The 23,809-nt window shown below is 63.1% G+C and carries 25 protein-coding genes; 16 read left to right on the top strand and 9 right to left on the bottom strand.

Annotation, left to right across the window (positions count from 1 at the left end; all coding sequences use genetic code 11):
- Positions 1 to 70: 70 nt before the first annotated feature.
- Entirely contained in the window at positions 71 to 865 is a 795-nt protein-coding gene (locus tag AC3EMP_RS00915; protein ID WP_352712585.1) for a response regulator, read from the bottom strand.
- Positions 866 to 1,069: 204 nt separating this feature from the next.
- Here AC3EMP_RS00915 and AC3EMP_RS00910 point away from each other — a divergent pair, with 204 nt between their 5' ends.
- Positions 1,070 to 1,273, top strand: coding sequence for a NepR family anti-sigma factor (locus tag AC3EMP_RS00910; protein WP_023670096.1), 204 nt, complete (start codon positions 1,070 to 1,072; stop codon positions 1,271 to 1,273).
- A gap of 3 nt (positions 1,274 to 1,276) precedes the next feature.
- Entirely contained in the window at positions 1,277 to 1,828 is a 552-nt protein-coding gene (locus AC3EMP_RS00905; RefSeq protein ID WP_023670095.1) for a sigma-70 family RNA polymerase sigma factor, read from the top strand.
- Between the two features lie 56 nt (positions 1,829 to 1,884).
- Here the strand turns inward: AC3EMP_RS00905 and AC3EMP_RS00900 are convergent, their stop codons facing one another.
- Positions 1,885 to 2,202: a response regulator gene (locus AC3EMP_RS00900; protein WP_050485906.1), complete on the bottom strand. Its 318-nt coding sequence runs from the start codon at positions 2,200 to 2,202 to the stop codon at positions 1,885 to 1,887.
- A gap of 339 nt (positions 2,203 to 2,541) precedes the next feature.
- On the opposite strand from AC3EMP_RS00900, the gene AC3EMP_RS00895 reads away from it, so the two are divergent.
- The 3 genes from AC3EMP_RS00895 to AC3EMP_RS00885 all read left to right on the top strand — a co-directional run bounded on the left by AC3EMP_RS00895 (position 2,542) and on the right by AC3EMP_RS00885 (position 4,227).
- Positions 2,542 to 3,303, top strand: coding sequence for a Crp/Fnr family transcriptional regulator (locus tag AC3EMP_RS00895; protein WP_023670093.1), 762 nt, complete (start codon positions 2,542 to 2,544; stop codon positions 3,301 to 3,303).
- A 124-nt stretch (positions 3,304 to 3,427) separates the two neighbouring features.
- Entirely contained in the window at positions 3,428 to 3,754 is a 327-nt protein-coding gene (locus AC3EMP_RS00890; RefSeq protein WP_023670092.1) for an ElaB/YgaM/YqjD family protein, read from the top strand.
- 11 nt (positions 3,755 to 3,765) lie between these two features.
- Positions 3,766 to 4,227 (top strand): hypothetical protein, encoded by a 462-nt coding sequence (locus tag AC3EMP_RS00885; RefSeq protein WP_023683962.1) that lies wholly within the window; start codon positions 3,766 to 3,768, stop codon positions 4,225 to 4,227.
- Between the two features lie 58 nt (positions 4,228 to 4,285).
- Here the strand turns inward: AC3EMP_RS00885 and AC3EMP_RS00880 are convergent, their stop codons facing one another.
- A complete protein-coding gene (locus AC3EMP_RS00880; RefSeq protein ID WP_084627206.1) occupies positions 4,286 to 5,860 on the bottom strand; it encodes an HWE histidine kinase domain-containing protein in 1,575 nt (524 codons plus the stop codon).
- Positions 5,861 to 5,975: 115 nt separating this feature from the next.
- On the opposite strand from AC3EMP_RS00880, the gene AC3EMP_RS00875 reads away from it, so the two are divergent.
- Positions 5,976 to 6,203 (top strand): hypothetical protein, encoded by a 228-nt coding sequence (locus AC3EMP_RS00875; RefSeq protein ID WP_023683960.1) that lies wholly within the window; start codon positions 5,976 to 5,978, stop codon positions 6,201 to 6,203.
- 26 nt (positions 6,204 to 6,229) lie between these two features.
- Here the strand turns inward: AC3EMP_RS00875 and AC3EMP_RS00870 are convergent, their stop codons facing one another.
- Positions 6,230 to 7,150 carry a diacylglycerol/lipid kinase family protein gene (locus tag AC3EMP_RS00870; protein WP_352712583.1) on the bottom strand — a complete coding sequence of 307 codons (921 nt, stop codon included), beginning with the start codon at positions 7,148 to 7,150 and terminating at the stop codon, positions 6,230 to 6,232.
- A 256-nt stretch (positions 7,151 to 7,406) separates the two neighbouring features.
- On the opposite strand from AC3EMP_RS00870, the gene AC3EMP_RS00865 reads away from it, so the two are divergent.
- Positions 7,407 to 8,711: a PRC-barrel domain-containing protein gene (locus tag AC3EMP_RS00865; RefSeq protein WP_023715017.1), complete on the top strand. Its 1,305-nt coding sequence runs from the start codon at positions 7,407 to 7,409 to the stop codon at positions 8,709 to 8,711.
- 125 nt (positions 8,712 to 8,836) lie between these two features.
- Here the strand turns inward: AC3EMP_RS00865 and AC3EMP_RS00860 are convergent, their stop codons facing one another.
- Positions 8,837 to 10,375: an alkaline phosphatase family protein gene (locus tag AC3EMP_RS00860; protein ID WP_031197104.1), complete on the bottom strand. Its 1,539-nt coding sequence runs from the start codon at positions 10,373 to 10,375 to the stop codon at positions 8,837 to 8,839.
- 217 nt (positions 10,376 to 10,592) lie between these two features.
- Here AC3EMP_RS00860 and AC3EMP_RS00855 point away from each other — a divergent pair, with 217 nt between their 5' ends.
- From AC3EMP_RS00855 to AC3EMP_RS00840, 4 genes are all read left to right on the top strand, one after another.
- Positions 10,593 to 11,525, top strand: a complete 933-nt coding sequence (locus tag AC3EMP_RS00855; protein ID WP_352712581.1) for a VOC family protein — start codon at positions 10,593 to 10,595, stop codon at positions 11,523 to 11,525.
- A 4-nt stretch (positions 11,526 to 11,529) separates the two neighbouring features.
- Positions 11,530 to 12,162, top strand: coding sequence for an alpha/beta hydrolase (locus AC3EMP_RS00850; protein WP_023730788.1), 633 nt, complete (start codon positions 11,530 to 11,532; stop codon positions 12,160 to 12,162).
- Positions 12,155 to 12,454 carry a GNAT family N-acetyltransferase gene (locus tag AC3EMP_RS00845; protein ID WP_023730787.1) on the top strand — a complete coding sequence of 100 codons (300 nt, stop codon included), beginning with the start codon at positions 12,155 to 12,157 and terminating at the stop codon, positions 12,452 to 12,454. The genes AC3EMP_RS00850 and AC3EMP_RS00845 overlap by 8 nt, the downstream gene beginning before the upstream one ends.
- A 249-nt stretch (positions 12,455 to 12,703) precedes the next feature.
- Positions 12,704 to 13,762, top strand: a complete 1,059-nt coding sequence (locus AC3EMP_RS00840) for a dipeptidase (protein WP_352498123.1) — start codon at positions 12,704 to 12,706, stop codon at positions 13,760 to 13,762.
- 3 nt (positions 13,763 to 13,765) lie between these two features.
- Here AC3EMP_RS00840 and AC3EMP_RS00835 read toward each other — a convergent pair whose 3' ends face one another.
- The 4 genes from AC3EMP_RS00835 to AC3EMP_RS00820 are packed head-to-tail and all read right to left on the bottom strand — an operon-like array spanning position 13,766 to position 18,463.
- Entirely contained in the window at positions 13,766 to 14,011 is a 246-nt protein-coding gene (locus tag AC3EMP_RS00835) for a hypothetical protein (protein ID WP_023690115.1), read from the bottom strand.
- A gap of 2 nt (positions 14,012 to 14,013) precedes the next feature.
- Complete coding sequence (locus AC3EMP_RS00830; RefSeq protein ID WP_352712579.1) at positions 14,014 to 15,240, bottom strand: aminomethyl transferase family protein; 1,227 nt, start codon at positions 15,238 to 15,240, stop codon at positions 14,014 to 14,016.
- 51 nt (positions 15,241 to 15,291) lie between these two features.
- A complete protein-coding gene (locus AC3EMP_RS00825) occupies positions 15,292 to 16,857 on the bottom strand; it encodes a phytoene desaturase family protein (RefSeq protein ID WP_352712577.1) in 1,566 nt (521 codons plus the stop codon).
- A complete protein-coding gene (locus tag AC3EMP_RS00820) occupies positions 16,844 to 18,463 on the bottom strand; it encodes a phytoene desaturase family protein (protein ID WP_352712576.1) in 1,620 nt (539 codons plus the stop codon). Before AC3EMP_RS00820 ends, AC3EMP_RS00825 begins: the two co-directional genes overlap by 14 nt.
- A gap of 201 nt (positions 18,464 to 18,664) precedes the next feature.
- Between AC3EMP_RS00820 and AC3EMP_RS00815 the strand changes: the two genes are divergently transcribed.
- From AC3EMP_RS00815 to AC3EMP_RS00795, 5 genes are all read left to right on the top strand, one after another.
- Positions 18,665 to 19,465: a class I SAM-dependent methyltransferase gene (locus tag AC3EMP_RS00815; protein ID WP_352712575.1), complete on the top strand. Its 801-nt coding sequence runs from the start codon at positions 18,665 to 18,667 to the stop codon at positions 19,463 to 19,465.
- Positions 19,466 to 19,492: 27 nt separating this feature from the next.
- Complete coding sequence (gene betI / locus AC3EMP_RS00810) at positions 19,493 to 20,173, top strand: transcriptional regulator BetI (protein ID WP_023670076.1); 681 nt, start codon at positions 19,493 to 19,495, stop codon at positions 20,171 to 20,173.
- Between the two features lie 58 nt (positions 20,174 to 20,231).
- Positions 20,232 to 21,314 (top strand): ABC transporter substrate-binding protein, encoded by a 1,083-nt coding sequence (locus tag AC3EMP_RS00805; RefSeq protein ID WP_023696413.1) that lies wholly within the window; start codon positions 20,232 to 20,234, stop codon positions 21,312 to 21,314.
- A gap of 116 nt (positions 21,315 to 21,430) precedes the next feature.
- Positions 21,431 to 22,507: an extracellular solute-binding protein gene (locus AC3EMP_RS00800; protein WP_023690122.1), complete on the top strand. Its 1,077-nt coding sequence runs from the start codon at positions 21,431 to 21,433 to the stop codon at positions 22,505 to 22,507.
- Positions 22,504 to 23,799 carry a flavin monoamine oxidase family protein gene (locus tag AC3EMP_RS00795; RefSeq protein WP_023715004.1) on the top strand — a complete coding sequence of 432 codons (1,296 nt, stop codon included), beginning with the start codon at positions 22,504 to 22,506 and terminating at the stop codon, positions 23,797 to 23,799. Before AC3EMP_RS00800 ends, AC3EMP_RS00795 begins: the two co-directional genes overlap by 4 nt.
- The last annotated feature ends 10 nt before the right edge of the window (positions 23,800 to 23,809 follow it).

Below are 23,809 nucleotides of genomic sequence, written 5' to 3'. Positions count from 1 at the left end.
CCGGGTTAGGCGATCGCCAGTGCCGCCAACGCTGCGAGGCGGCGAAAAGTTGGAGATTGAAGGCCCTACTTCACGCGGCGGCCTTGGCCTGCCGGTCGAAGAACAGCGCTTGGCTGATCAGCGCCTTGACCATGTCGGGATTGAACGGCTTGGTGACGAGGAAGGCCGGTTCAGGCCGCTCGCCGGTCAGCAGACGTTCGGGGAAGGCGGTGATGAAGATTACCGGCACCGAAGTCGACGACAGGATTTCGTTGACCGCATCGATACCCGAGCTGCCATCGGCAAGCTGAATGTCGGCCAGCACCATCTTCGGCCTTGTCTTGCCGAACATCGCCACCGCCTCGGTATGGGTGCGCGCGGTTCCGACCACGTGGTGGCCGAGGCTCTCGACCATTTCCTCGATGTCCATGGCGATCAGCGGCTCGTCCTCGATGATCAGCACATCGGTCGCCACCTGGCGAGAGATCTCGTTGCTCGCCTGGGCAAGCAGTTCGGAGAATTCCTTGGCGTCGACATCGAGAATTTCAGCTGCCTCGTCTTCACCGAAGCCTTCGACCGCGACCAGCAGGAAAGCCTGGCGTGGCCGTGGCGCAATGGCGTTCAGATTGGCGGCGGCGCGCTGCTCCCATGCCGATTGCGTCTGCTCCTGCGGAACGCGGATGGCAATGGAGGTGAACAGTTTGGCGAATACCTTGTAGAGCGCGATGCGGTCGCTTGACGCTTGCGGGAAGATGTCGACGTCGGCGATGATGGCTTCGAGCATCGCGGCTACCAGCGCATCGCCACTCTCCTGCGATCCGGATACGGCGCGTGAAAAGCGGCGCAGGAACGGCAGGTGCGGAGCGATGGTTGCGGAAAGGCTCATGGTAGACGTCTCCCTCAGATGACGTGATTGGCAGGTCAAGCTGATTGCAAGCCCCAACACCCAAACGCGGGTTTTGCGAAAAAGTTCCGACACTTGTGGAACGAAACTGCACGGGCGACGTTTGTGGTGCGATGGGCAACCAGACGAGGGGGCCGCTTTGCGTTGTGTAATGGGGCGGCTCGGGGCGCTGGATTTAAGGGCGAAATGAAGGACATGAATAAAGAAACGCTGGCTGGCGCCGCTGACAGGCGCCGGGCCAATTCCGGCGACCCGCTCGGGGCGAATTCGGAAATTGGCCGTAAACTCAAACAGTATTATGACGAGCTGGTCTCGGACAATGTGCCGGATCGCTTTGCCCAGTTGCTCAGCCAACTGGAAAAGGCCGAACCCGCACAGAAGAAGGACTGAGGCATGGCAGCTGTCTCACAAGGGTTCAAGACCGACCTGCTCGGCTCGATCCCGAGCCTGCGGGCTTTTGCCGTGTCGCTGACGCAGAATGCCGACAAGGCCGACGATCTGGTGCAGGAGACGCTGGTCAAGGCTTGGGACAAGCATGAGAGCTTTCAGCCCGGCACCAATCTCAAGGCATGGCTGTTCACCATCCTGCGCAACGAGTTCTATTCCCAGATGCGCAAGCGCGGCCGCGAGGTGCAGGACAGCGACGGCATCATGACGGCCAGGCTTGCCGTTCATCCGGCTCAGCACGGCCAGCTTGACCTCAAGGATTTCCGCGGCGCGCTCGAGCAACTCCCCGAGGACCAGCGCGAAGCCATCATCCTCATCGGCGCTTCAGGCTTTTCCTATGAAGAGGCCGCCGAAATCTGCGGCTGTGCGGTCGGAACGATCAAGAGCCGGGTCAGCCGGGCCCGCACGCGGTTGCAGGAGATCCTCAAAATCTCCGGCGAAGACGAATACGGGCCGGACGCGATCTCGTCCCAGGTGACGGGTTCAAACGCTGCCTGACGGCGGAGGCCCCGTTTGCGGGCCTGGGCTCTCTACACATACGCATCGAAGATATCTCAGACTGGCGCGCGGCCGCAGGCCGCCGCCAGAGCCTCGACGAGATCGGTCCCCGAATAGGGCTTGGTGACCAGGCGGATGCCGGGAAAAGACCCTTTGATCTCATCGGGGTCCGAATAGCCGGAGGCAAAGACAAACGGCAGGCCCGATTGGCGCAGCCGCGCGGCGAAATCGAGTGTGGACGTTCCGCCCAGCATGAGGTCCACGATAGCGGCGTCGAACTCGCCAACGACCTTCTGCTCATCGATCTCGGCCAGAGCGCGGGCAATCACTACGTCGTTCGCGCCATGGTCGCGGCAAAGCTGCTCGACATCCATGGCGATCAGGAATTCATCCTCCAAGACAAGAATTCGCAATCCCTCAAGCAATGGCGGCACTTGGCAATCTCTCCTCAATTCTTGCAGCATCGGGTACAGTGACTCCAGTCAACCGCATCGCGGACCTTGGGGGATCGGTCAGGCCTTAATCCGAAAAGTTCGCCCACCGGCTCTACTCCACAAGCGGGCTTCGAATTCGCCTCAGTGGAGTGTAGCGAGTCATGATCGCTATTTGCCATCCTGTCATTTAAAAAAGACATGCCATCGGCAGCGGAACCGCGGCCTTGCAAAAGCGTAGCACTCAGTCTCTGGCAAGAGACGTTCGAAAGAGGGATCGAAATGTCTGGCCAGAATGGTCGTTCGTTTTCCAGCCGTCAGTACCCATGCGAGATCTGCCCGCTTCGGCCATTGCCGGTGTTCCGGGAATTCGAGAAGCAGGAGCTTGCCTATGTCAGCATGTTCAAGAAGGGCGAACTGGCCGTCGACAAGGGCGCCACAGTGCTGGTCGAAGGCAGCCAAAGTGCTCATCTCTACACCGTGCTTTCGGGCTGGGCCTTCCGCTACAAACTATTGTCGGACGGCAGGCGCCAGATCCTGAACTACTCCATGCCCGGCGATCTTATCGGGCTGCAGGGCAGCCTGATGGGCGAAATGCAGCACTCGGTCGAGGCGCTGTCGCCCATGCTGTTGTGCGTCTTCGAGCGTGAAAACCTGCACGAGCTCTACCGCAACCATCCGGGCCTTGCCTACGACATTACATGGCTGGCGTCGCGCGAGGAGCGCATGCTGGACGAGAACCTGCTCAGCGTCGGCCGGCGTACGGCGGTCGAGCGCACCGCCTATCTCATTGCCTTCATCGCCAGCCGCGCGGCGGCAGTCGGGCTCAACGGCAAGGCGCCGGTGCAAATCCCGATTACCCAGCAGCATGTCGCCGATACGCTCGGCCTGTCGCTGGTCCACACCAACAAGACGATCCGCAAGCTCATCGATCGCAAGCTGATCGCCTGGCGCGACGGCGGTTGCGAAGTGATCGACGGGGAGGGGCTGAAGGATCTCGCGCGCTGGGAGGGCCTAAGCGAAGGCCGTCGGCCGCTGATCTGACAGGCAGGCCTCCATCTGGGGCTGGACTCGCACTTGCAAACACCCTTTCATGGATACGGTCTCCGATTTCGGAACCATGACGTGTGTCGGGCGTTTGAAGCCAAGCAAACGCAAGGAGTTTAGAATGGCAACTGCCGCAGGAAAAACCGCCAACGAAAGTCAGACGAACGCCGACCTGGAAGCCGACATTCGGCAGTTGAAGGCGGATATCGAAAAGTTGACCAAGCAATTGGCCAAGACCGGCGAACATGGTTACGGCACGGCGCGGCGCGCTGCTGCCGAAGGCGTCGACCAGTTGCGCGCCCAGGGTGAAGCCGTCTTCGACAGCCTGCGTGGCAACGCCAAGGATCTTGAGGCCCAGATCACGGCCAATGTGCGCGAGAAGCCGGTCACTTCACTGGCGATCGCGGCCGGCGTCGGCTTCCTGTTTGCGCTTCTTGCCCGGCGCTAGTTTCGACAGAGATGGGCATGCTGGCACCGCTTATCTCGGCCTTGGCCTCGGGTGAAGCCATTGCCGCCATGCGCCGCGCGCGCACGGCGGCAATCGTCTACGGGCTCGCCGCCGTGGCTGCCCTGTGCGGCCTCGGGTTTCTCCTGGGGGCGGCCTACATCTGGGCGGCTGACCGTTATGGCTCGATGGCCGCCTGTCTTGGCTTCGCCGCTGGTTTCCTGGTACTGGCCGGGCTTATCGTGCTCATTCATCAACTTGCGGCTGGAACGCGTGCACGCCGACGTGCGCGAAGGCGCAATGCCGACCTGAAGGCGCTCGGTATCACCGCGGCGCTTGCCGTGCTGCCGGCCTTGCTCAAGGGGAAAGGCGGGAAGGGCGTCATTCTCGGCCCGATGATCGCGCTCGCGGCCTATGCCATCTACCGCGAGAACGTCAAACCGGATCCGGGCGATCCAGACAGCGAAGCCGACTAAAGCGCGTCGCGCTGATACGCTGTTCCCGGGAAAACCGCTTCGCACTTCTGAAATTGCTTTAAGCCGGCAGATCTTCAAGCGGCATCGATATTTCGGCGAACACGCCTTCGCTGCGGAATTCGTGGGTCACTTCGCTCGACAAAACCTTGGCGAGGCTGCGGCGGATCAGGATAGAGCCGAAGCCCTGGCGTTCCGGCGGGTCGACTTTCGGCCCGCCGCTTTCGATCCAGGTCAGCACAAGGCGGTGCGCGCCTTTCTTGCCCGCCGCCTTCCAGTCGACATCGACCTTCCCCGAGCCAACCGACAGCGATCCGTATTGCAGCGCGTTGCTGGCCAGTTCGTGCATGATCAGGCCGAGCCCCACCGCCTGGTCGGGCGAAAGCAGCAGCTCCGGACCGGAGATCACGATGCGCGGCCGTTCTGCCGAATCGAACGGCTTGACCTCGATCTGCATCAGTTCGCGAATACCGATGCCGCGCCATTCGCGATCCGACAGCAGGTTATGGGCAGCGCCCAGCGCCTGCAGCCTGGCGCCGAAGGCTTCCAGGAATTCGCTTGGGCGGCGAGCGTGGCGAACGGTCTGCGTCGCCAGCGCCTGCACCGTCGCCAGCGTGTTCTTGACCCGATGGTTGAGCTCGCGCAGCAGCAGCCTTTGCCGGTCCTCGCCGAGCTTGCGTTCCGAGATGTCGTAGTTGACGCCAAAGATAAGCGTCGGCTTGCCTTCGCCGTCGCGCTCGATGACGCGGCCGCGGGTGACTATCCAGCGCGGCGGATCGAAGCCTTTGACCCGGTATTCGCCGAAATAGTCGTCGCTGCCGGTCAGGGCATCGCGAAAGCGCGTCTCGGTCTGGTAGACGTCGCGCGGGTCGATGGCGGCCAAAATGTCGCGCGCCCGCAGCCGGTTCGAACGCGGCAGGTTGAACAGCTCCGACAAACGCACGTCGCATTCGATCATGTCGGTGCGGATATCCCAGGCCCAACTGGCGAGCGAGGCGGCATCGAGCGCTATGGCTCGGCGCTTTTCCTCCTGCGCCAAAGCAGCCGTGGCAATGGCGCCGCTGCGGGTGGCGTCCTTGAGGGTAAACAGGCTGGCGGCGAGGCTGGCCAGCGATTTCAAATGATCGAGCGCGGCAGCGGACGGAAGTTCATGCGGCTCCCGGTCGAATACGCACACCGTACCGACGCGCGCGCCGGCGACCACCATCGGCGCGCCGACATAAAAGCGGACATGGTGTTCGCCGGTGACCAGTGGGTTGCGGGAGAAGCGAGGGTCGATGCTGGCATCCGGCACCACCATGGGCTCGTCGCCGGCGGCAATGGTATGGGCGCAGAACGATATGTCGGTCGCGGTTTCGGTCTCGTTGAAGCCGACACAGGATTTGAACCACTGTCGTTCGGTGTCGAGCAGCGTGACGAGCGCGATCGGCGCCTGCATCACGGCTGCGGCAAGGCCGGTGATGCGATCGAAGTCGGGATCGGAGTCGGTGTCGATCGCGTCAAGCCTATGCAGTACGGCAAGCCGCTCCGGCGCCGCCACAGCGCGGCGGACCTCAACCGGCAAACCAGCCTGCTTCGCCACCTTGCTATCCACCAAGCCCCCTCGCTTGCAGGCCCCACCTGCGGCGGCGCGCATCTCGCGCGGCCGTCGTCGCGCGCCGGAACTTTTGTAGCAAGCAATCGTTACCCCACCATGTTTCGCCGGCGATGGTTTTATCCACCATCCCGGTTGCGCGATAGGAACGCCGCCAATGACCAAGATCGCCCCTGAAAACAAAGCCCGTCAGGGGCGGTGGGGTTGGCACGGCCTGCGCATATTGGTCGCCGCTTTGCTCCTGGCTTTCATTGCTTGGGGAGCGGCCGAGATTTATGGCCAAAAGATCGATCCAGATACCCCTGAAAGCCAGGGGCAGCCCACCGGCCAGAGCGCGCCGGCCAACCAGAGCGCGCCAGCCGGCGAGGGGCAGTCGGGCGGCTAGGGTTTTCCGCGTCATTCGTAATCGCATCAGGCGGCCTTCGCCTGGGCGGCTTGCGCCGGAACCAGGACGTTCAGTGCGCCAGGGTGGATCTGGATTGTCGTTTCGCGCTCCAGCTTGACCAGTTCGCCGTCGATGACGGCGCCGAATTTCTTGCTCCCTGTATGGATCTTCACGATTGCCTTGTCGGCCTGATGAGTTTCGACATGATCGCTGTCGCGCCACCTGCCTCGAGCCATGTCGAAGAGCGCCCTGACCAGCTCGCCACGCTGCCGCGCCACGGTGACATAGATGCCGAGCACGCCGCCGGCAGGATTGTCGGCATAAGGCAGATGGCCTTCGCCAAACAGATTGTTGGAAATGCCGATGCCGCTGATGCGGGTCACGATCTCGGCTTCGCCGACCGTCAATGTCACCTTCATGGCGGGAGGATTGTTGATCGTAGTCCAGGCGGCCTTGGCCGAAGCGCGAATCTTTCCCAGGCGCGAGGCGAATTCCATATTGTCGCGCAGCTTCACCATCCTGGCGTGCAGGCCGATCGAGAACTGATGCACGAACGGCCGGCCATTCGCGCTCGCGATATCAACCGCCATGATCTCGCCGTCGGCAAAGGACTTCAGCGCGCCATCGATGGTCTGCGGAATTCCAAGGCCGCGGGCGAACAGGTTCATTGTTCCTGCAGGCAGGACGGCCAGCGCCTTCTTGCCATTCATCAGCCGCCCCGCGGCGGCCGAAATGGTGCCGTCGCCGCCACCGGCCAGCACGACGTCGAAGTCGCGCCGCGCGGCGACCTTGTCGAGCGCCGCGACAATCTCCTTGCCGGCGACGATGTCGATCTCGATGAAGTGACCAGCCGCCTCGAGCGTCTGGCGCATCCGGTCGGTTAGCGCTGAAAGATCGGTGGTCCGCAAGGTGCCGCCGTCCCGGTTCAGCACCGCTGCAAATCGCATGCCCCACTCCGTATTCTTTAGCGGCCGGAATGCCAGCCGCAGGCTGAAACGGGCAAGCTTGGGAAAGGTTCCATCGGCCGGGTGGGAATGTCGGGCGATTCCGCGGACTTGCCCAGAGTATTTCGATGCTCCCGTTTTTTCGGAACAAGCGCCTTGTCACAACGTTGTGATCCCATTGGAGGCGCCGCCTTCGGTCTCCCGGCAAGTGGTTTGCCGATTGCGGCGCACATGAGATCACGCAAGAGGAGACTTAATCATGATCCGCACACTGTTCGCGACGACCGCACTGGCAACGCTGATCGCTACCGGTGCGTTTGCGCAGTCAACGACGACCCCGGCGACGACCCCAGCGCCGGCTGAAGCCCCTGCTACCATCGCGCCGGCGCCGCAACAGGCCGACGGCGCGCTGATGACCAATATCATCGGCGAGTCTGTCTACAATGGCACTGGCGACGATGCGCAGAAGATCGGTGACGTCAGCGACGTCGTCCTCGATGAAAACGGCCAGGCGAAATCCGCCATTATCGGCGTTGGCGGCTTCCTCGGCATAGGCAGCAAGAACGTCGCCTTCGACTACGGCAAGTTGCAATGGGTCGAGAGGAATGGTGATCGCTGGCTCGTCGCCGAGACGACGAAAGAAGCGTTGACGGCGCTGCCCGACTTCGACCGTAAGCCTTACGATCCGGCCCCGGCGCCTGCTTCCACGGCGCAGAACGACCCGCAGAAGCCGGTTGATCTCAACGCCGCGCCGTCAGAACCGGCGGTGAAACGCGCTGACGGCAATCTCGCAACCAACATCATCGGCGAGAATGTCTACAATGGCACTGGCGACGATGCCCAGAATATCGGCGACGTCAATGACATCGTGCTGACCAAGGATGGCAAGGCGCAGTCGCTGGTGATCGGCGTCGGCGGCTTCCTCGGCATGGGTGAAAAGAACGTCACCTATGATTTCGCCAAGGCACGGTGGGCCGAAAAGAACGGCGATCGCTGGCTGGTGGCGCAGACGACCAAGGAGGAACTGCAGGCGCAGCCTGATTTCGACCGCAAGCCCTATGATCCGGCGCCGGTGACGACAACCTCCGACGCAACGCAGCCGACTGCTCCCGCTGCCCCGACGGCCGTTGCACCGGCTGACAATGCTCAGCCAGCGGACAAGACCGCGGAAGCTCCGGCCGGTACCAAAGCCACCGATCCGACGCAAACGGCAGCGATCGACAAGTCGACACTGACCGAAATGCCGGTCGGCAACATCAGAGGCGACGACCTGAAGGGCACCACCGTCTATGGCGCCAACGACGCCAAGGTCGGCGAGATCGGCGACGTCGTGCTCACGCCCGACAGCAAGCCGGATGCCGTCATCATCGATGTCGGCGGCTTTCTAGGCATCGGCGCCAAGGAGGTCGCGGTCGGCATGGACAAGCTCAAATTCATGACCGACAAGGACGGCAACAAATATCTCTACACCAACTTCACCAAGGAGCAGCTGCAGGCGCAGGCTGCGTATGACAAGGGCAGCTATGCCGAGAAGCGCGACCAGCAGCGGATGATGGTACAGTAAGGGAATAGGCAGTAGGGATTGGGCAGTAGGCGAAACCGAGTGACGAGGCAATCAGGCCGCCAGAACATTCTACTGCCTACTGCCTACTGCCTACTGCCTACTGCCTACTGCCTACTGCCTACTGCCTACCACATATCCACCACCCCTTCGTCCGTCAGCTCTGCAAGCGCCAACGACTGGTCAAGATGCTCGGCGCGCCAGGCAAGCAGTCGCTCGGCAAATTCAAGCCGCACGCTGAGATAGGCCGGGTCGGCGGCAACGTTGGCCAGTTCGCCCGGATCCTTCTGCATGTCGAAGAGCAGCGGCGGCAGGCCGCCGCCGAAATGCACGTATTTGAATTTTTCCGTACGGATGACGGCGAGGTTGCACTGGCGCGAGCCGATGCCGAAATGCCGTTCGGCCTCACCGCTGGCAATCGAGCGGAAGTCGAACTCCCAATGCGCCGCGTCGCGCCAATCCTTAGGCGGTTCATCTTGCAGGAACGGTTTTAGCGAGCGGCCGTCGAGATGCAGCTGGGCGTCGGCGTCCAGCAGATCGAGCAAGGTCGGGAAGATGTCGACGGCCTCGGTGAAGTGGTTGACGGTCGAGCCGGCTGCATTGCCGTGACGCGGGTCGCGCACGATCAATGGGATGTGATAGCTGCCGTCGAAGAAGCCGCCTTTGCCCAGCATGAAATGGTCGCCCATCATCTCGGCGTGGTCCGAAGTCAGCACGATGATGGTGTCATCCCATGCATTCGCCGTCTTGATCGCTTGCCAGATGCGGCCAAGCTGCGCGTCGACCTCCGAGATCATGCCGTAATAGATCGCGCGGATGGCCCGGATGTTGTCGTCGCCCCAGTCGCGCACGTGGCCGTCGGTGCCGGGGCGGAAGCTTCTCCGCTTCTGGCGACCAAGGTCGTAAGCCAGATAGGGATGCCTTTGCGCCTCGGCCTGCCAAGTCTCGACATGGCGGAAGGGCGGTCCGTCCGCCGGATCATACAGCGTGTTGTAGGGCCGCGGTACGACAAAGGGCGGATGCGGGCTGATGAAGGAGACATGCGCGAACCATGGCGAATCCTGTTCGTCCAGCCAGCGAATGAATTCGCCGGCAAGAAAAGCGGTCGGCGTCTCGTCCCTGGAATAGACAGGCGGCGCGCTGGTCACGGCGTCGCCCGCTTCCCCGCCCACGGGGCGGTGAATGCCGGGAGAGCCCGCGCTGGTGTCGACGCCACGTGCCTTCAGCCATGACAGCCATGGTTTCTGATGCTCAGGCAGGAACTGGCGAACGCTGAAGCCGGGCAGCACGCCCTCATAGCTTTTCAGCCGGGGATCGCCCGGCGCCATCGTGCGCGGATCGGGCGAGACGTCGGTGTAGCCGAACAAAGTCGGATCATAGCCGAGGGCGCGGGCCGAAAGCGCCATGTTGCCGTGGCGGGCGTCGAGCGGCGTGCCGTTGCGGCAGACGCGATTGTTCATCTGGTAGAGGCCGGTGTAGAGGCACGCGCGGGCCGGCGAGCAGGGCGCCGCGCCGCCGTAATGCCGCATGAAAAGGACGCCTTCGGCGGCGAGCGCATCGGCATTCGGCGTCTTCACCACGGCATGGCCGGCAGCCGACAGGCAATCGCCCCGCCATTGGTCGCAGGAGATCAATAGGATGTTCGGGCGTCTGCTTTTCGCGGCCAATGCTCTATCCTGTCACGTCGGGAAGACGTTCAATGAACCGGAATTTGGCGGCAGCGCAAGCCTGTCAGTCTTGCTTAAATGGTGAACGAAAATTTCCTGCTGTTCACTATTGGGATACAGTCCATTCTGAGTTTGCCGCCTTTGCCATTGCCAGGCGGCCCCTCATATAGGCGTGGACAGCGGCAAGAGCCGCAAACCGAAGGGAAGGAGCAAGACAATGCTCGACCAGATCAAGGGCCTGCATCACGTGACGTCGATGGCCGGCGATGCGCGCCAGAACAATAATTTCTTCACGCACAAGCTCGGCCTGCGCCGGGTCAAGAAGACCGTCAACTTCGACGCGCCAGATGTCTATCACCTCTATTATGGTGACGAGCACGGTACGCCCGGCTCGGTGATGACCTATTTTCCGTTCCCGGACATTGCCAGGGGTCGCCACGGCGTCGGCGAGGTCGGGACCACGGCCTATTCGGTGCCGGCCGGCACGCTCGGCTATTGGGAAAAGCGCTTCGCCGATGAAGGCGTTGCGGGTGTCTCCCGCGAAGAGACGTTCGGCGAGAAGCGGCTGGCCTTCGCCGGTCCCGACGGCGACGGTTTCGCGCTGGTCGAAGACAAAGCGGACAGCCGCGCGCCATGGTTGAAAGGCGGCATTCCCGCTGATGAGGCGATACGCGGCTTCCACTCGGTCTCCCTCAGATTGAAGGATGGTGGCGCCACGGAAGAGCTGTTGAAGTTCATGGGCTATGAGCAAGTGGACAAGTCCGGCAATGTCAGCCGGCTCGCCATCAAGAACGGCAACGGCGCTGACGTCGTCGATATTGAATCGCTGCCTACGGCGGGCTTTGCCAATCTCGGCGCCGGCTCGGTCCACCATGTCGCCTTCGCGGTGGAGAACCGCGCCAAGCAGCTCGAAGTGCGCAAGGCGCTGATCGATACGGGTTACGGCGTGACGCCGGTGATCGACCGCGACTATTTCTGGGCGATCTACTTCCGAACGCCGGGCGGCGTGCTGTTCGAAGTCGCTACCAATGAGCCGGGCTTCGACCGCGACGAGGACACCGCCCATCTCGGCGAAGCCCTGAAACTGCCGACGCAGCACCAGCATCTGCGGCCCTATCTTGAAGAGCATCTGCAGAAGCTGGAAGGCTGAGACGATGAGCAAGGAAGCTTACATCCATAAGGCGCTGCCGGGTTCGCCCGGCGGCCCGCTGCTCTTCGTCTTTCACGGCACCGGCGCGGACGAGAGCCAGCTGCTGTCGCTCGGGCGCGACCTCGCGCCACAGGCGACGATCGTATCGCCGCGCGGCGATGTTTCCGAGCATGGTGCGGCGCGTTTCTTCCGCCGCACCGGCGAGGGCGTCTACGACATGGACGACCTCGCGCGGGCGACCGCCAAGATGGCCGGTTTCATCAAGGCGCAGGTGGCAGCGGCAAGGCCATCTTCGGTCTTGGGTCTCGGCTATTCCAACGGCGCCAACATCCTGGCGTCCGTAATGTTCGCCGCGCCCGAGCTGTTCGATGCGGCGGTGCTGATGCACCCGCTGATCCCGTTCGAACCGCAGGTGCAGGGCAGCCTTGCCGGACGCCGCATCCTGGTCACCGCCGGCAAGCGCGACCCGATCTGCCCGCCCAACCTGACATCCCGGCTGGAGGCCTATTTGCGCGCCGATGGCGCCGATGTCACAGTGGAGTGGCACGATGGCGGCCACGAAATTCGGCCAAACGAGATCGAAGCGTCGAGGCGGCTTTTTGCCGATGCGCCGGTTGAAGGAGCAAGCGATGCCTGACGAATTGCCTGAGATCGAACTCGAGGACCGCGGCTCGAAGGGACGTTATGTCCTGCGCAGGCCCGGTGGCGCCGAGGCGGAAATGACCTTCACCAAGGTCGGCGAGCACCAGATCATCATCGATCACACCGAAGTGCCGGACGTGTTTCGCGGCCAGGGCGCCGGCCTTCGGCTTGTCACACGCGCCGTCGAGGACGCGCGGGCAGTGGGCAAGAAGATCATCCCGCTCTGCCCCTTCGCCAACGCCCAGTTCCGCCGCCATCCGGAATGGGCGGATGTGCTGAAGCAATAGACCTTTTTCCCTTCCCCCCTTGTGGGGTGAGCAGCCGGTTCGCCGCAGGCGAATTCATCGTGCCGGTGGCATGATGAAAGGCCGGCGAACGCCGGGACGCTGCGAAGCAGCGGGGACCGGCAGGTGGTCGGAGTCGCTCAGCCACAAGAGCGAACGCCTCTCTGGCATTTGCGCAGTTCGGCCTTCTTGCCTAAGTACACAGTTCGCTGCGGTTCGTCCGCTCCTGCCAACTGACCGAATGGCTTCCTGATGACCGAATCCGATCTCGTCCCCGTCTTCGACGGCCACAACGACACGCTGCTGCGACTGTACCAGTCGAAAGACACAGACGTCGAAAAGCTGTTCATCGAGGGGACGCAGGGCGGTCATATAGATCTGCCGCGCGCCAAGAAGGGCGGCTTTGCCGGCGGCATGTTCGCGATCTTTCCACCGCCGGTCGAGAAGAGCAAACGCTCTGCGGTGCCGCCGGCGCCGAGCGACAATGAGCCGTTGCCGCCGGAACTGCCGCGCGCTGATGCGCTCAATTCCACCATCGGCATGGCCTCGATCCTGTTTCGGCTGGAGCGAGCGGGGGCGCTGACCGTCTGCCGCAGTGCCGGTGACATTCGCGAGGCGATGGCGAAAGGTTCGATCGCGGCGGTGTTTCATATTGAAGGCGTCGAGGCGATCGATCCCGAACTTACCTTGCTCGACGTGCTCTACGAAGCCGGCCTGCGCTCGCTCGGCATTGTCTGGAGCCGCCCCAACGCCTTCGGCCACGGCGTCCCGTTCCGCTTTCCGTCGTCGCCCGATACCGGACCGGGGCTGACCGATGCCGGCAAGGCGCTGATCAAGGCCTGCAATCAGCTCAAGATCATGGTCGACCTGTCGCATCTCAACGAAAAGGGCTTTCGCGATGTCGCCGCACTCAGCGATGCGCCGCTGGTCGCCACCCATTCGAACGTGCATGCGCTGTGCACCCATTCGCGCAACCTGACGGACTGGCAGCTCGGCGCTATCCGCGAGACCGGCGGCATGGTCGGGCTCAACTTCGCCACCGGCTTCCTGCGCGAAGACGGACGGATGAACTCGGACACCAGCCTCGACATCATGGTGCGCCATGTCGACTCGCTGCTGCAGGCGCTGGGCGAGGACGGCGTCGGTCTCGGCTCCGATTTCGACGGCGCCATGATCCCGGCGGTCATCGGCGACGTTGCCGGTCTGCCGAAGCTGATAGATGCGCTGGCCGCGCGCGGTTTCGGACGCGCGTTGATCGAGAAGATCGCCTATCGCAACTGGCTGAGCGTTCTCGAAAGAACCATAGGCTGAGGCTTAAGCGCCCATGCGCTTCAGCCAATCCTGGCCGCCGCGATCCCTGATCATCGGCAGCGGGTTCTCCCAGTCCAACCGCGCGCAGATGCGGTAGACTTCGAGCGTCTCGGCGCTCATTTCGCCGCGCTTGTAGAAGTACATGGCGGCGGCATAGCGGGTACGACCCGACCATTTTTCGCCGAGCGGCGTGTTGACCAGCTGCCACTGTTCGGCGGCTTCCGTCTCATCATCCGGTTCGTCGGCCATGATCAGAAATCCGCCGGCGGATTGGCGGTGCGGCGGTCGAGCTTGATGAAAGGACGGGCCACCACCTTGGCCCGCTTCATCAGCTTCTGGTACTGCAACTCGCGCATGGCGTAGATCTCGACCCAGAGGTCTTCCACCATCGTATCACCATAGGGACGCGTCAGCGAGGCGATGGCGATATTGCGCTTGGCCATCGGCGACCAGATGGCGGCGCTGACCAGCCCGACCTCCTGATGCTTCTTGTGGTAGACGATGGCGTGCTCGGCCGGGATGTTGCCTTCGATCTCCAGCCCGACCAGCATGTGGCGCAGCCTGCGTTTGGCACGGGCTTCGAGGATGGCGCGGCGGCCGTTGAAATGGCCTTTTCCCAGGTCGACCATAAAGCCGAGACCGATCTCGTCCGGCATGCGCAGACGGTCGGCGCGAATGGCATGGTCTGCGGTGGTGAAGTCGGCATTGGCGACGATCAGGCCGGCTTCCAGCCGGGCGCGGTTGAGGGCGGCGTAGCCGATGGCGCGGATGCCGCGCAGTTCGCCTGCCGTCATCAGGCGGTCCCAGAGGCCGAGCGCTTTTTCGGCCGGCACGAACAGTTCGTAGCCGAGATCGCCGGTGAAGCCGGTGCGCGAGATGGTGATAGTGCCGCCATCGTGCGGGAATTCGGCGAGATCGAACACTTTGAGTTTTTCAACGCCGGCGAAACCCGCCTCGTGCAGCACGGCGAAGGAGGTTGGGCCTTGCAGAGCGAGACCAGCGACGCTTCCAGTCTCTTCCTCGACTGTCACCTCGAAGCCGGTCGCGCTGTCCAGCAGCCAGGGCAGGTGCCGCTCCTGCGAACACAGGCGGAAGCGGGTCGGCGACAGCCGGAACAGCGTGCCGTCATCGAGGACAAAACCTTCGTCGTCGCACCATGCGGTGTAGTGGACGCGGCCCGGTTTCAGCTTGGTGACATCGCGCAGCGTGACGCGATCGAGGAAGGCTTCGGCATCCGGCCCCTCGATGCGGTATTTGGTCATCGGCGAGATGTCGAACAAAGCCGCCTGGCTGCGGATGGCGAAATATTCGAGTTCCTCGTCCCACAGCGAATGCGGCGCGCGATAGCCGGCCCAATTGTACCAGTCCTGAGTTTTGGCCAGCGCATCGATGCGCGGCTGGAACGGCGTGCCGAGACGCAGTGTGCGGAAATGCGACTGCGCTGTGGGGTGGGCGGCGTTGTTGATCGGACTCGTCATGACGGCATTCCTTCGCCGTAGAGTGCGGCGTTGACTGGCTGAAACATCCGATCATCCCTTCACCGCGATGATGCGCCGCGCCGCATTCAAACCGGGAGCACCCGAAACGCCGCCGCCTGGATGCGAACCGGCGCCGGCCAGGAACAGCCCCTCGATCGGCGTGTCGTAGCCCGACCAGCCGGAGACCGGCCGCGACATCAACATCTGGTCGGCCTGCAATTCGCCGTGGTGCCAATGGCCCCCCGGCATGCGGCAATTGGCTTCGATATCGGCTGGCGTCAAAAGCTCGGCATGCAGCACGGACTTGCCGATACCGGGGGCGTACGCTTCGAGCTGCGCCATAACAGCCTTGAGGAATTTCGGCTTGCCGGCATCCCAACCCTCTTTCAGCGCATAAGGCGCGTATTGCACGATCGCCGACAGCACGTAGGCGCCGCTTGGCGCGAGCGACGGGTCGGAGAGCGACGGCAGTGTGATCTCCATCACCGGTTCGGCTGAGAACTCGCCATATTTTGACGGGTTGAAGGCGCGCTCGACATGGTCGGCCGAGGGCGCGATGACCAGACGGCCCTTGTGGCTGGCGGCGTCGACGCCGGCGAAGTGCGGCGGCCGGTCGAGCGCCAGATGGAGCTTGGCCGCATCGCCCTTCATGCGAATGTTCTTCACCTTGCGCACGAAGCCGGTGCCGATCTCGCGTGACCCGACCAGGCCGAGCATGGTGGTCGCCGGGTTGATGGCGGAGATGATGGTTCTGGCTTGCAGCACCTCGCCGCTGTCGAGGGTCACGCCGACGGCGCGGCCTTTCTCGACGACTATCCTGGCCACGGGCGCTGCCGTGCGGATGGTGACGCCGGCTTGCTCCGCCGCCGCGCGGATCGCGGCGACGACCGCACCCATGCCACCTTTCGGCAGCATCTGTGCCCCTGCCGCACCGCCGGTCTCGCCGGCCAGCCGATAGTAGAGGCCGAGCAGGGAGGTCGGCGAACGCGGGCCGAGATGGCTACCAAGCGTGGCGTCGAAGGCAAGCAGGCCCTTCAGCCTGATATCGGCAAGCTGCTCGTCGAGCAGGTCGGCGACGTTCATCAGGAGAACGCGCAGGAAGTCGCGCATGTCTTCCTTGCCGAGCTTTTTCAGCGCCACGACCGTCTGGCCGAGCGCTGCGGTTTCAAGCAGCGACATGCCACCGAGATCGGGCGGGCGCCGCGACAGGAACGGTTTCAGGATGCCGGCATAGCGCATGAGTTGGGCGCGCAATTCCTTCCAGGCGGACTGCTCGGACGGAGTGGAGCCGGTCAGCACTTCGCCATAGGCGCCATGCAGGACAAGCGGCGGGCCGTCCTTTGCCAAGGCGACCGACGGCATGAAGTCTGTACGGGTGACCTGCACCCCGTGTTTCTCCAGCTCCAATGTCTTCACCACGTCGGGGTGCAGGCGGTTCAGCACATGCGCGATCGAGGAGACCCGAAAACCCGGCGCAAACTCTTCGGTGCGCGCCGCGCCGCCGACATCGCCAGCGGCTTCCAGCACCAGCACCTTGCGGCCGGCCTTGGCCAGCGTGGCGGCAGCGACAAGGCCGTTGTGGCCACCGCCAATGATAATGGCATCAAATGACGTCATGGGCCGGGCTCATATGGGAGGTCGATTTGGCGAGGTCGCGCAGGATCTCGGCTGCCGCATTGCGGCCGGGTGCGCCCATGACGCCGCCGCCGGGATGTGTCGAGGAGCCGCACATATAGAGCCCGCCGACCGGCGAGCGGTATTGTGCGTAGCCCGGCACCGGCCGGTTGAACAGCAGCTGGTCGAAGGTCAGCTCGCCCTGGAAAATATTGCCTTCGGTCAGCCCAACCTCGGCCTCGATCTCGCGTGGCGTGCGCACCTCCATATGGACGATGCGGTCGCGGAAGCCTGGCGAGTATTCCGCGATCTGCGCAACCACGCTTTCAGCGAAACCGTCGCGGTCGGCATCGGTCCAGTCCTGGCCATTCACCTTGGGCGGCGCGTACTGCACGAAGCAGCTCATAAAATGCTTGCCCGGCGGCGCCATGGTCGGGTCGAGCGTCGTTGGGATGACCATGTCGAGGAATGGGTCGGCCGACCAGCGACCGGCCTTCCAGTCGTCATAGGCGCGCTCCATGCGCTCCATGGAATCGGTGAAATGCATGTCGCCGCGATAAACGGGTGAATCCTTCGGCAGTGCCGGGAATTCCGGCAGAGAATCCAACGCGATGTTGACCTTGCCGGAGGAGCCGCGGATCTTGAAGTTCCTGACCCGCCGCAGGAAAATGTCGGGCAGTTCCTTCTCCTCGACCAGTTTCAGGAATGTGCGTTTGACGTCGGCGTTGGAGACGACGAGCTTGCCGTAAATCTCCTCGCCGCCAGCCAGCACCACGCCCTTGGCCTTGCCTCGGCTCACCAGCACATGATCGACCTCGGCGCCGGTACGGATGGTGCCGCCGGACGCCTTGAAGGAAGCGGCGAGCGCCTTGGTGACGGCGCCCATGCCGCCGCGCGCATAGCCCCAGGCGCCGACCGAGCCGTCGACCTCACCCATATAATGGTGCAGCAGCACGTAGGCTGTGCCGGGCGACATCGGCCCGAGCGCGGTACCGATGATGCCGGACAAAGCGAAGTTCGCCTTGATGACATCGGTCTCAAAATATTCGTCGAGGAATTCCGAGATCGACATGGTCCAGAAGCGCAGCGTCAGCGCCATTTCTTCTGATGACAGGCCGGCGAATTTCTTGCCGAGATAGAGAAGCTCTCCGAGGTCACGCGGCTTGAGACTGGCCGGGTCCGGTGCGGTGCGCATCAGCAGCGGCTGGATGAAACGGCACTGCCGCGTCACGTCGCGCGAATAGCGGTCATAGGCCTCCGCGTCGCGCCTGGAGAAGCGGGCGAATTCGCGCCGGTGCGCATCGTGGTCACGGTAGTTGGCGAGGTAGTCGCCGTCGCGGGTGAACACGGCGCCGCCTTCATAGGAAATAACCTGCAAGCCGAAACGCGGCAGTTCGAGGTCGCGCATGATCTCGGGGCGAAACAGCGAGCAGACATAGGAGCAGTTGGAGTAGAGGAAGCCCGGCGTCAGCTCGCGGCTGGTGGCGGCGCCGCCGACCCAGTCGTTCTTTTCCACCACCAGCACGTCGAGCCCGGCGCGTTGCAAATAGCAGGCGTTGACCAGGCCGTTGTGTCCGCCGCCGATGACGATCGCATCCCAAGCTTTCATTCGCGCCCAGCCTTCATGGTGCTCGACCCTTCATTTTCGCGTGATTTGTCGCCGAATGCGCGGAATTTGGCACGGCAGCGGCTATTCTGTCCAGCCATTCTGAATGAATGTTCAACAAATGATATTGCGTTTTCCTGTTAATACGCTACGCTTTGCCGGCATTCGAACCTGCGCAATTCGGCTGACGGGACTTAAGGTCTGATGATCGAAACGGCAGATGGCGAGCCGGAATATGACGACGCCGCGATCCGCTTCCTCGAGGCGCTGTGGGGCGAGGGCTATCTGTCGCCGGGCGGACCAGACGAGGTCGACCGGGTGGTCGAAGGGCTGTCGCTCAGGGGCAAGACGATCCTCGACATCGGCTGCGGCTCCGGCGGCATCGCGCTGCATCTGGTGGAGCGCCACGGTGCTGCTCATGCCACCGGCTTCGACATCGAGCGGCCGGTGATCGAGGCGGCCAGAAAGCATGTCGCTGCACGAGGGCTTTCAGACCGCGCCAGCTTCGTCCAGGCGCCGCCGGGGCCGCTGCCTTTTGCCGACGCTTCGTTCGATGTCATCTTCTCCAAGGATGCGCTGGTGCACGTGTCCGACAAGGACGCGCTGTTTGCGGAAATCTTCCGCGTGCTGAAGCCGGGCGGCGTCCTTGCCGCCTCCGACTGGCTGATCGGCCATGACGGCGAGCCGTCATCTGAGATGAAGGCCTATGTCGCGGCCGAAGGCCTGTCCTTCGCCATGGCCTCGCCGGCACGCTATGCGCAAGCGATGCGCAGCGCCGGCTTTGCCGATGTCACTGTGAAGGACCGCAATTCTTGGTACCGCGAGGTCGCACGCGGCGAGCTGGAAAGGCTGAAAGGCCCGCTCTACGAGACGGCGGCAGTCGCGGTCGGAGCGGCCTATGTCGACAAGAACATCAAGACCTGGGAAGCCATGCAGAAGGTGCTTGACAGTGGCGAGCACCGTCCCACTCATCTTCGCGGGTGGAAGCCGGCTGTGGTGGGATAGCCGGCAATGTGGAGCATGACGGCACCGATGAAAGCTGCAGCGCGCGAAGAGCGATCCTCCGACACGTCTGGAAAAACCGAGCCGGAAAAACGCGGCCGCAAGGCGTCGAAGGAGGTCAGGCAACAGCAGCTGATCGAAGCGACCATCGATTCGCTGGCCAAGCGCGGTTATTCGGAAACGACGATGGCCGATGTCGCTGACGGCGCCGGCCTGTCGCGCGGCATCGTCAACTTCCATTTCGAGAGCAAGGAGAAGCTGCTCGTCGCCACGCTGGCCTATATGGCCGACGAATATGCGGCGCATTGGCGCGTCGCGCTGACCAAGGCCGGCGAGGATCCAGCCCGGCAGCTGCGGGCGCTGGTCGCCGCCGATTTCGACCGTTCGATCTGCAACAAGCGCAAGCTCGCGGCGTGGTGCGCGTTCTGGGGCGAGGCCAAGTCGCGGCCGACCTACCAGGCGCTGTGCGGCGCGCGCGACGCGGCCTACCAGAAGATCTTCATCGACCTCTGTGCCACGCTCAAGCAGGGCGGTGGTTACGCCTATGAGCCGCAGGTCATGGCGCTGGCGCTCAGCGCCATGCTGGAGGGCTTGTGGCTGCGGCTGATGATGGGGACCGAGGACGTCACCCGTGAGAGCGCGCTACAGGCGGCAAACGAATTCCTGTCGGCCGCCTTTCCGAAGCACTACCCGCCGGACAGCGGACGTTGACAACAACCGGCGGATCCAAGCCGGAGCGAACAATCAGAAACAAAGAGGATGGAACAGCATGAAAAGAATAGCCCGACGCCTGACACTGACATTGGCGCTGACGGCGACGCTGGCTGGTTCGGCCGCGGCGATTGCGGTCGCCGCCGACAAGGACCTGATCGTGTTCGACTGGTCCGGCTATGAGGACCCGAGCTTCCACCCCAAATATGTCGAGAAGAACGGCGACTCGCCGACCTTCGCCTTCTTCGGCGACGAGGACGAAGCCTTCGAAAAAGTGCGCTCCGGCTTCAAGGCCGATCTTGGTCATCCCTGCTCGCAGAGCGTGACAAAGTGGCGCGAGGCGGGGCTGCTGCAGCCGCTCGACACCTCGAAGATCACCGGCTGGAAGGATCTCAATCCCGGCATCATGGCGATGAAGGATCTGGCCACCACTTCGGACGGCAAGGCCTGGTTCATGCCGTGGGACTGGGGCAACACCCAGCTCACCTACAACTCCGACAAGATCGACGCGAAGGATGTGCAGTCGCTGAAGGCCTTCGCCGATCCCAAGTTCAAGGGGCGGGTCTCGATCGGCGACAATGTCGACGACGCCTATGCGCTGGCCAGCCTTGCCATGGGGCTCAAGGACTGGACCAAGATGACGGACGACCAGTTCAAGCAGGCGTCCGACTTCCTGCGCCAGGTGCACAAGAATGTCCGCTCCTACTGGACCGATACCACGGACGTCGTCCAGTTGCTGAGCGGCGGCGAGGTCGATCTCGCCTGGGCATGGAACGATGCCACGGTACAATCCGTCGCTGCCGGTGTGCCGATCAAGTCCAAGAAGGATACGGACGAAGGCATCTCGACCTGGGTCTGCGGCTACGTGCTGTTCAAGGACGCACCCGGCAATGTCGACAAGGCCTATGACTACCTCAACGCGATCAACGATCCCGAGACCGCCAAGGTGCTGGTCAAGGACTGGGGTTATGGCCAGGCCAACGCCAAGGGCATGGCCGGCGTCGACCCGGCGATCCTGAAAGAAAAGGGCTATGACGATGTGCAGAGATTCGTCGACAAGACCCTGTTCCAATCGCCCGTGCCGTCGTCGCTCAAGCTCAAGATGATCGCCGAATTCGAGAAGATCAAGGCGGGGTACTAAAGGTCTGTCCGGCTTCCTCCGTCTGCCTGTCAGTGCGCCGGGCAGACGGTCTCGCCAAGGCCGCTGAAATTCCGTAACGTCGCCCGGCCGCTTTTCGCGATGAGGAGTTTCGCGCCATGAATTCCATGCTTCGCCGCCTTGCTCTTGCTGCCGCCCTTACGGTCGGCGCAGGCGCCGTGCTTGCTTATGCCGAAGGCGGCGGAGACCTCGTCGTGTTCGACTGGTCGGGTTATGAAGATCCGTTGCTGCACCCTGACTACACCGCCAAATACGGCGCCGAGCCGACCTTTGCTTTCTTCGGCGACGAGGAGGAAGCGTTCCAGAAGATGCGCGCCGGCTTCAAGGCCGACATCGCCCACCCCTGCTCGCAAAGCGTGACCAAGTGGCGCGCGGCCGGCATTCTGCAGCCGCTCGACACCTCCCGGATCGCCGGCTGGCAGGATCTCAATCCCGGCATCATGGCGATGAAGGATCTCGCCGTCACCGCCGACGGCAAGGCCTGGTTCATGCCGTTCGACTGGGGCAACACTTCGCTGCTCTACCGCACCGACAAGGTCACGGCGGAGGAAGCGCAGTCGCTGAAGATTTTCGCCGATCCCAAATTCAAGGGCCGCGTCACCATCGGCGACAATGTCGATGACGCCTATGCGCTGGCCAGCCTGGTCATCGGCCTCAAGGACTGGACCAAGATGACCGACGCGCAGTTCCAGGAGGCGTCCGCCTTCCTGCGTGACGTCCACAAGAACGTCCGCTTTTACTGGACCGACGACACCGACCTCAACCAGGCCTTTACCGGCAATGAGGTCGACCTCGTCTGGGGCTGGAATGAGACCTTCGTGACGCTCAAGGGCCAAGGCATGCCGATCGCCATGAACCGCGACACGAGGGAAGGCATATCCACCTGGGTGTGCGGCTATGTGCTGATGAAGGATGCGCCGGGCAAGCTCGATCAGGCCTATGATTTCCTCAGTGCGGTCAACGCGCATGCCGTGTCCGATTACTTGGTCAAGACCTTCGGCTACGGCCACGGCAACAGCGCCGGGATGGCCGCGATCGACCATCAGGTGCTGAGCGACCGTGGCTTCGACAATCTCGACAAGTTCTTGGACAAGACGCTGTTCCAGCAGCCGGTGCCGCCTGAGCTCAAGCAGCGCATGGTCACGGAATTCGAGAAGATCAAGGCCGGCTATTGAGCGACAGGACTGAAAGAACCGATGTCGTCATCGTCGGCGCCGGTTTCACGGGCCTGTCGGCTGCGCTTGAGCTGAGAAAGGCCGGCATCGATGTCGTGCTGCTCGAAGCACGCGACCGCGTCGGCGGCAGGGTCGAGGCTATTCGCAACGGGCTTGGCGAGCGCATCGACAGCGGCGGCCAGTTTTTCTGCGAAGACATGCCGGAGGTGACGGCGCTGGCCGCGTCCCGTGGCAAGGCCTTCGTCGAAACCTATGTGAATGGCGATTTCATCACCCATCCATCGCTGTCGGTCGAAGAGGCCGAACGGACCTATCATGGCGCGATGGCAATCCGCGAGCGGATGAATGCGATCGAGCCGGACGATCCCTCGATCGCCGGCATGAGCGCTGCCGCCTGGCTCGAATGCCAGCATGATCCCACTGACGCCAAGACGGCTTTCCGCTCGATGATCGAAGGCCTGTGGTGCCTGGCGATGGACAAGGTGCCGCTGTGGTACCTCATCGACAATGACCGCCGCATCACCAACGAGGTGCCCGAGCTGCAATATTCGCTGCTCGAAACCATGCAGTCGCTGGCCGAGGACATGGCGGGAGATCTCGGCGATAGCGTTCGGCTGAACGAGCCGGTTACGCGCATCGAGCACGGGCCGCAAGGGGTTCGTGCCGTCTCGGCAGGCAGCGCCATCGAAGCGCGAAGAGTGCTGGTCGCGCTGCCGCCGGCGAGGGCCGCGAAGCTGGATTTCGCGCCCGCTCTGCCGCCAGCTCTCGCAAAGGCGCTCGGCGTCTGGGAAAGCGGTGCGGTGATCAAGATCCTGGTGCGCTATCCCACGCCGTTCTGGCGCAAGCGCGACCTCTGCGGCATGGTGATGTGGCGCGACCTGCCGGGCCTGTTCGCTTGTGACGCCAGCAAGGATGCGCAACATGCTGCGCTGGTCGTCTTCGTCGGCGGACCGCTGGCCTTGCATTGGCGTCCGCTCGCGGACGCGGCGTTGCGTGCGGAGGTCACGGCAAGGCTCGTTGATGCCCTTGGGCCGGAGGCAGCCGACATTGTCGATTTCAGCCAGCGCGACTGGATCGATGACCGCTGGAGCGGCGGCGCCTACAGCGACCTTATTGTCGATGTGACGGCACGGGATGCCGAGCGCACGATCCGTGCCGGCGCAGATCCTGTTCATTTCGCATCGTCGGAACTGTCGCCGTCATTCCCGGGCTATGTCGAAGGCGCCATCGTGATGGGGCGGATCGCAGCCAAACAGATCGCGACGGAACTTAAAATTCTTAGTGGAGCATGATCTTATTCCG

This window comes from Mesorhizobium sp. P160219 (assembly GCF_057786095.1).
This window is presented reverse-complemented; position numbering and strand designations above follow the sequence as displayed.

Coding starts and splice junctions, on each gene's coding strand:
- AC3EMP_RS00915 (WP_352712585.1), bottom strand. CDS start 865: ATGAGCCTTTCCGCAACCATCGCTCCGCACCTGCCGTTCCTGCGCCGC.
- AC3EMP_RS00910 (WP_023670096.1), top strand. CDS start 1,070: ATGAAGGACATGAATAAAGAAACGCTGGCTGGCGCCGCTGACAGGCGC.
- AC3EMP_RS00905 (WP_023670095.1), top strand. CDS start 1,277: ATGGCAGCTGTCTCACAAGGGTTCAAGACCGACCTGCTCGGCTCGATC.
- AC3EMP_RS00900 (WP_050485906.1), bottom strand. CDS start 2,202: ATGGATGTCGAGCAGCTTTGCCGCGACCATGGCGCGAACGACGTAGTG.
- AC3EMP_RS00895 (WP_023670093.1), top strand. CDS start 2,542: ATGTCTGGCCAGAATGGTCGTTCGTTTTCCAGCCGTCAGTACCCATGC.
- AC3EMP_RS00890 (WP_023670092.1), top strand. CDS start 3,428: ATGGCAACTGCCGCAGGAAAAACCGCCAACGAAAGTCAGACGAACGCC.
- AC3EMP_RS00885 (WP_023683962.1), top strand. CDS start 3,766: ATGGGCATGCTGGCACCGCTTATCTCGGCCTTGGCCTCGGGTGAAGCC.
- AC3EMP_RS00880 (WP_084627206.1), bottom strand. CDS start 5,860: ATGCGCGCCGCCGCAGGTGGGGCCTGCAAGCGAGGGGGCTTGGTGGAT.
- AC3EMP_RS00875 (WP_023683960.1), top strand. CDS start 5,976: ATGACCAAGATCGCCCCTGAAAACAAAGCCCGTCAGGGGCGGTGGGGT.
- AC3EMP_RS00870 (WP_352712583.1), bottom strand. CDS start 7,150: ATGCGATTTGCAGCGGTGCTGAACCGGGACGGCGGCACCTTGCGGACC.
- AC3EMP_RS00865 (WP_023715017.1), top strand. CDS start 7,407: ATGATCCGCACACTGTTCGCGACGACCGCACTGGCAACGCTGATCGCT.
- AC3EMP_RS00855 (WP_352712581.1), top strand. CDS start 10,593: ATGCTCGACCAGATCAAGGGCCTGCATCACGTGACGTCGATGGCCGGC.
- AC3EMP_RS00850 (WP_023730788.1), top strand. CDS start 11,530: ATGAGCAAGGAAGCTTACATCCATAAGGCGCTGCCGGGTTCGCCCGGC.
- AC3EMP_RS00845 (WP_023730787.1), top strand. CDS start 12,155: ATGCCTGACGAATTGCCTGAGATCGAACTCGAGGACCGCGGCTCGAAG.
- AC3EMP_RS00840 (WP_352498123.1), top strand. CDS start 12,704: ATGACCGAATCCGATCTCGTCCCCGTCTTCGACGGCCACAACGACACG.
- AC3EMP_RS00835 (WP_023690115.1), bottom strand. CDS start 14,011: ATGGCCGACGAACCGGATGATGAGACGGAAGCCGCCGAACAGTGGCAG.
- AC3EMP_RS00830 (WP_352712579.1), bottom strand. CDS start 15,240: ATGACGAGTCCGATCAACAACGCCGCCCACCCCACAGCGCAGTCGCAT.
- AC3EMP_RS00825 (WP_352712577.1), bottom strand. CDS start 16,857: ATGACGTCATTTGATGCCATTATCATTGGCGGTGGCCACAACGGCCTT.
- AC3EMP_RS00820 (WP_352712576.1), bottom strand. CDS start 18,463: ATGAAAGCTTGGGATGCGATCGTCATCGGCGGCGGACACAACGGCCTG.
- AC3EMP_RS00815 (WP_352712575.1), top strand. CDS start 18,665: ATGATCGAAACGGCAGATGGCGAGCCGGAATATGACGACGCCGCGATC.
- betI (WP_023670076.1), top strand. CDS start 19,493: ATGAAAGCTGCAGCGCGCGAAGAGCGATCCTCCGACACGTCTGGAAAA.
- AC3EMP_RS00805 (WP_023696413.1), top strand. CDS start 20,232: ATGAAAAGAATAGCCCGACGCCTGACACTGACATTGGCGCTGACGGCG.
- AC3EMP_RS00800 (WP_023690122.1), top strand. CDS start 21,431: ATGAATTCCATGCTTCGCCGCCTTGCTCTTGCTGCCGCCCTTACGGTC.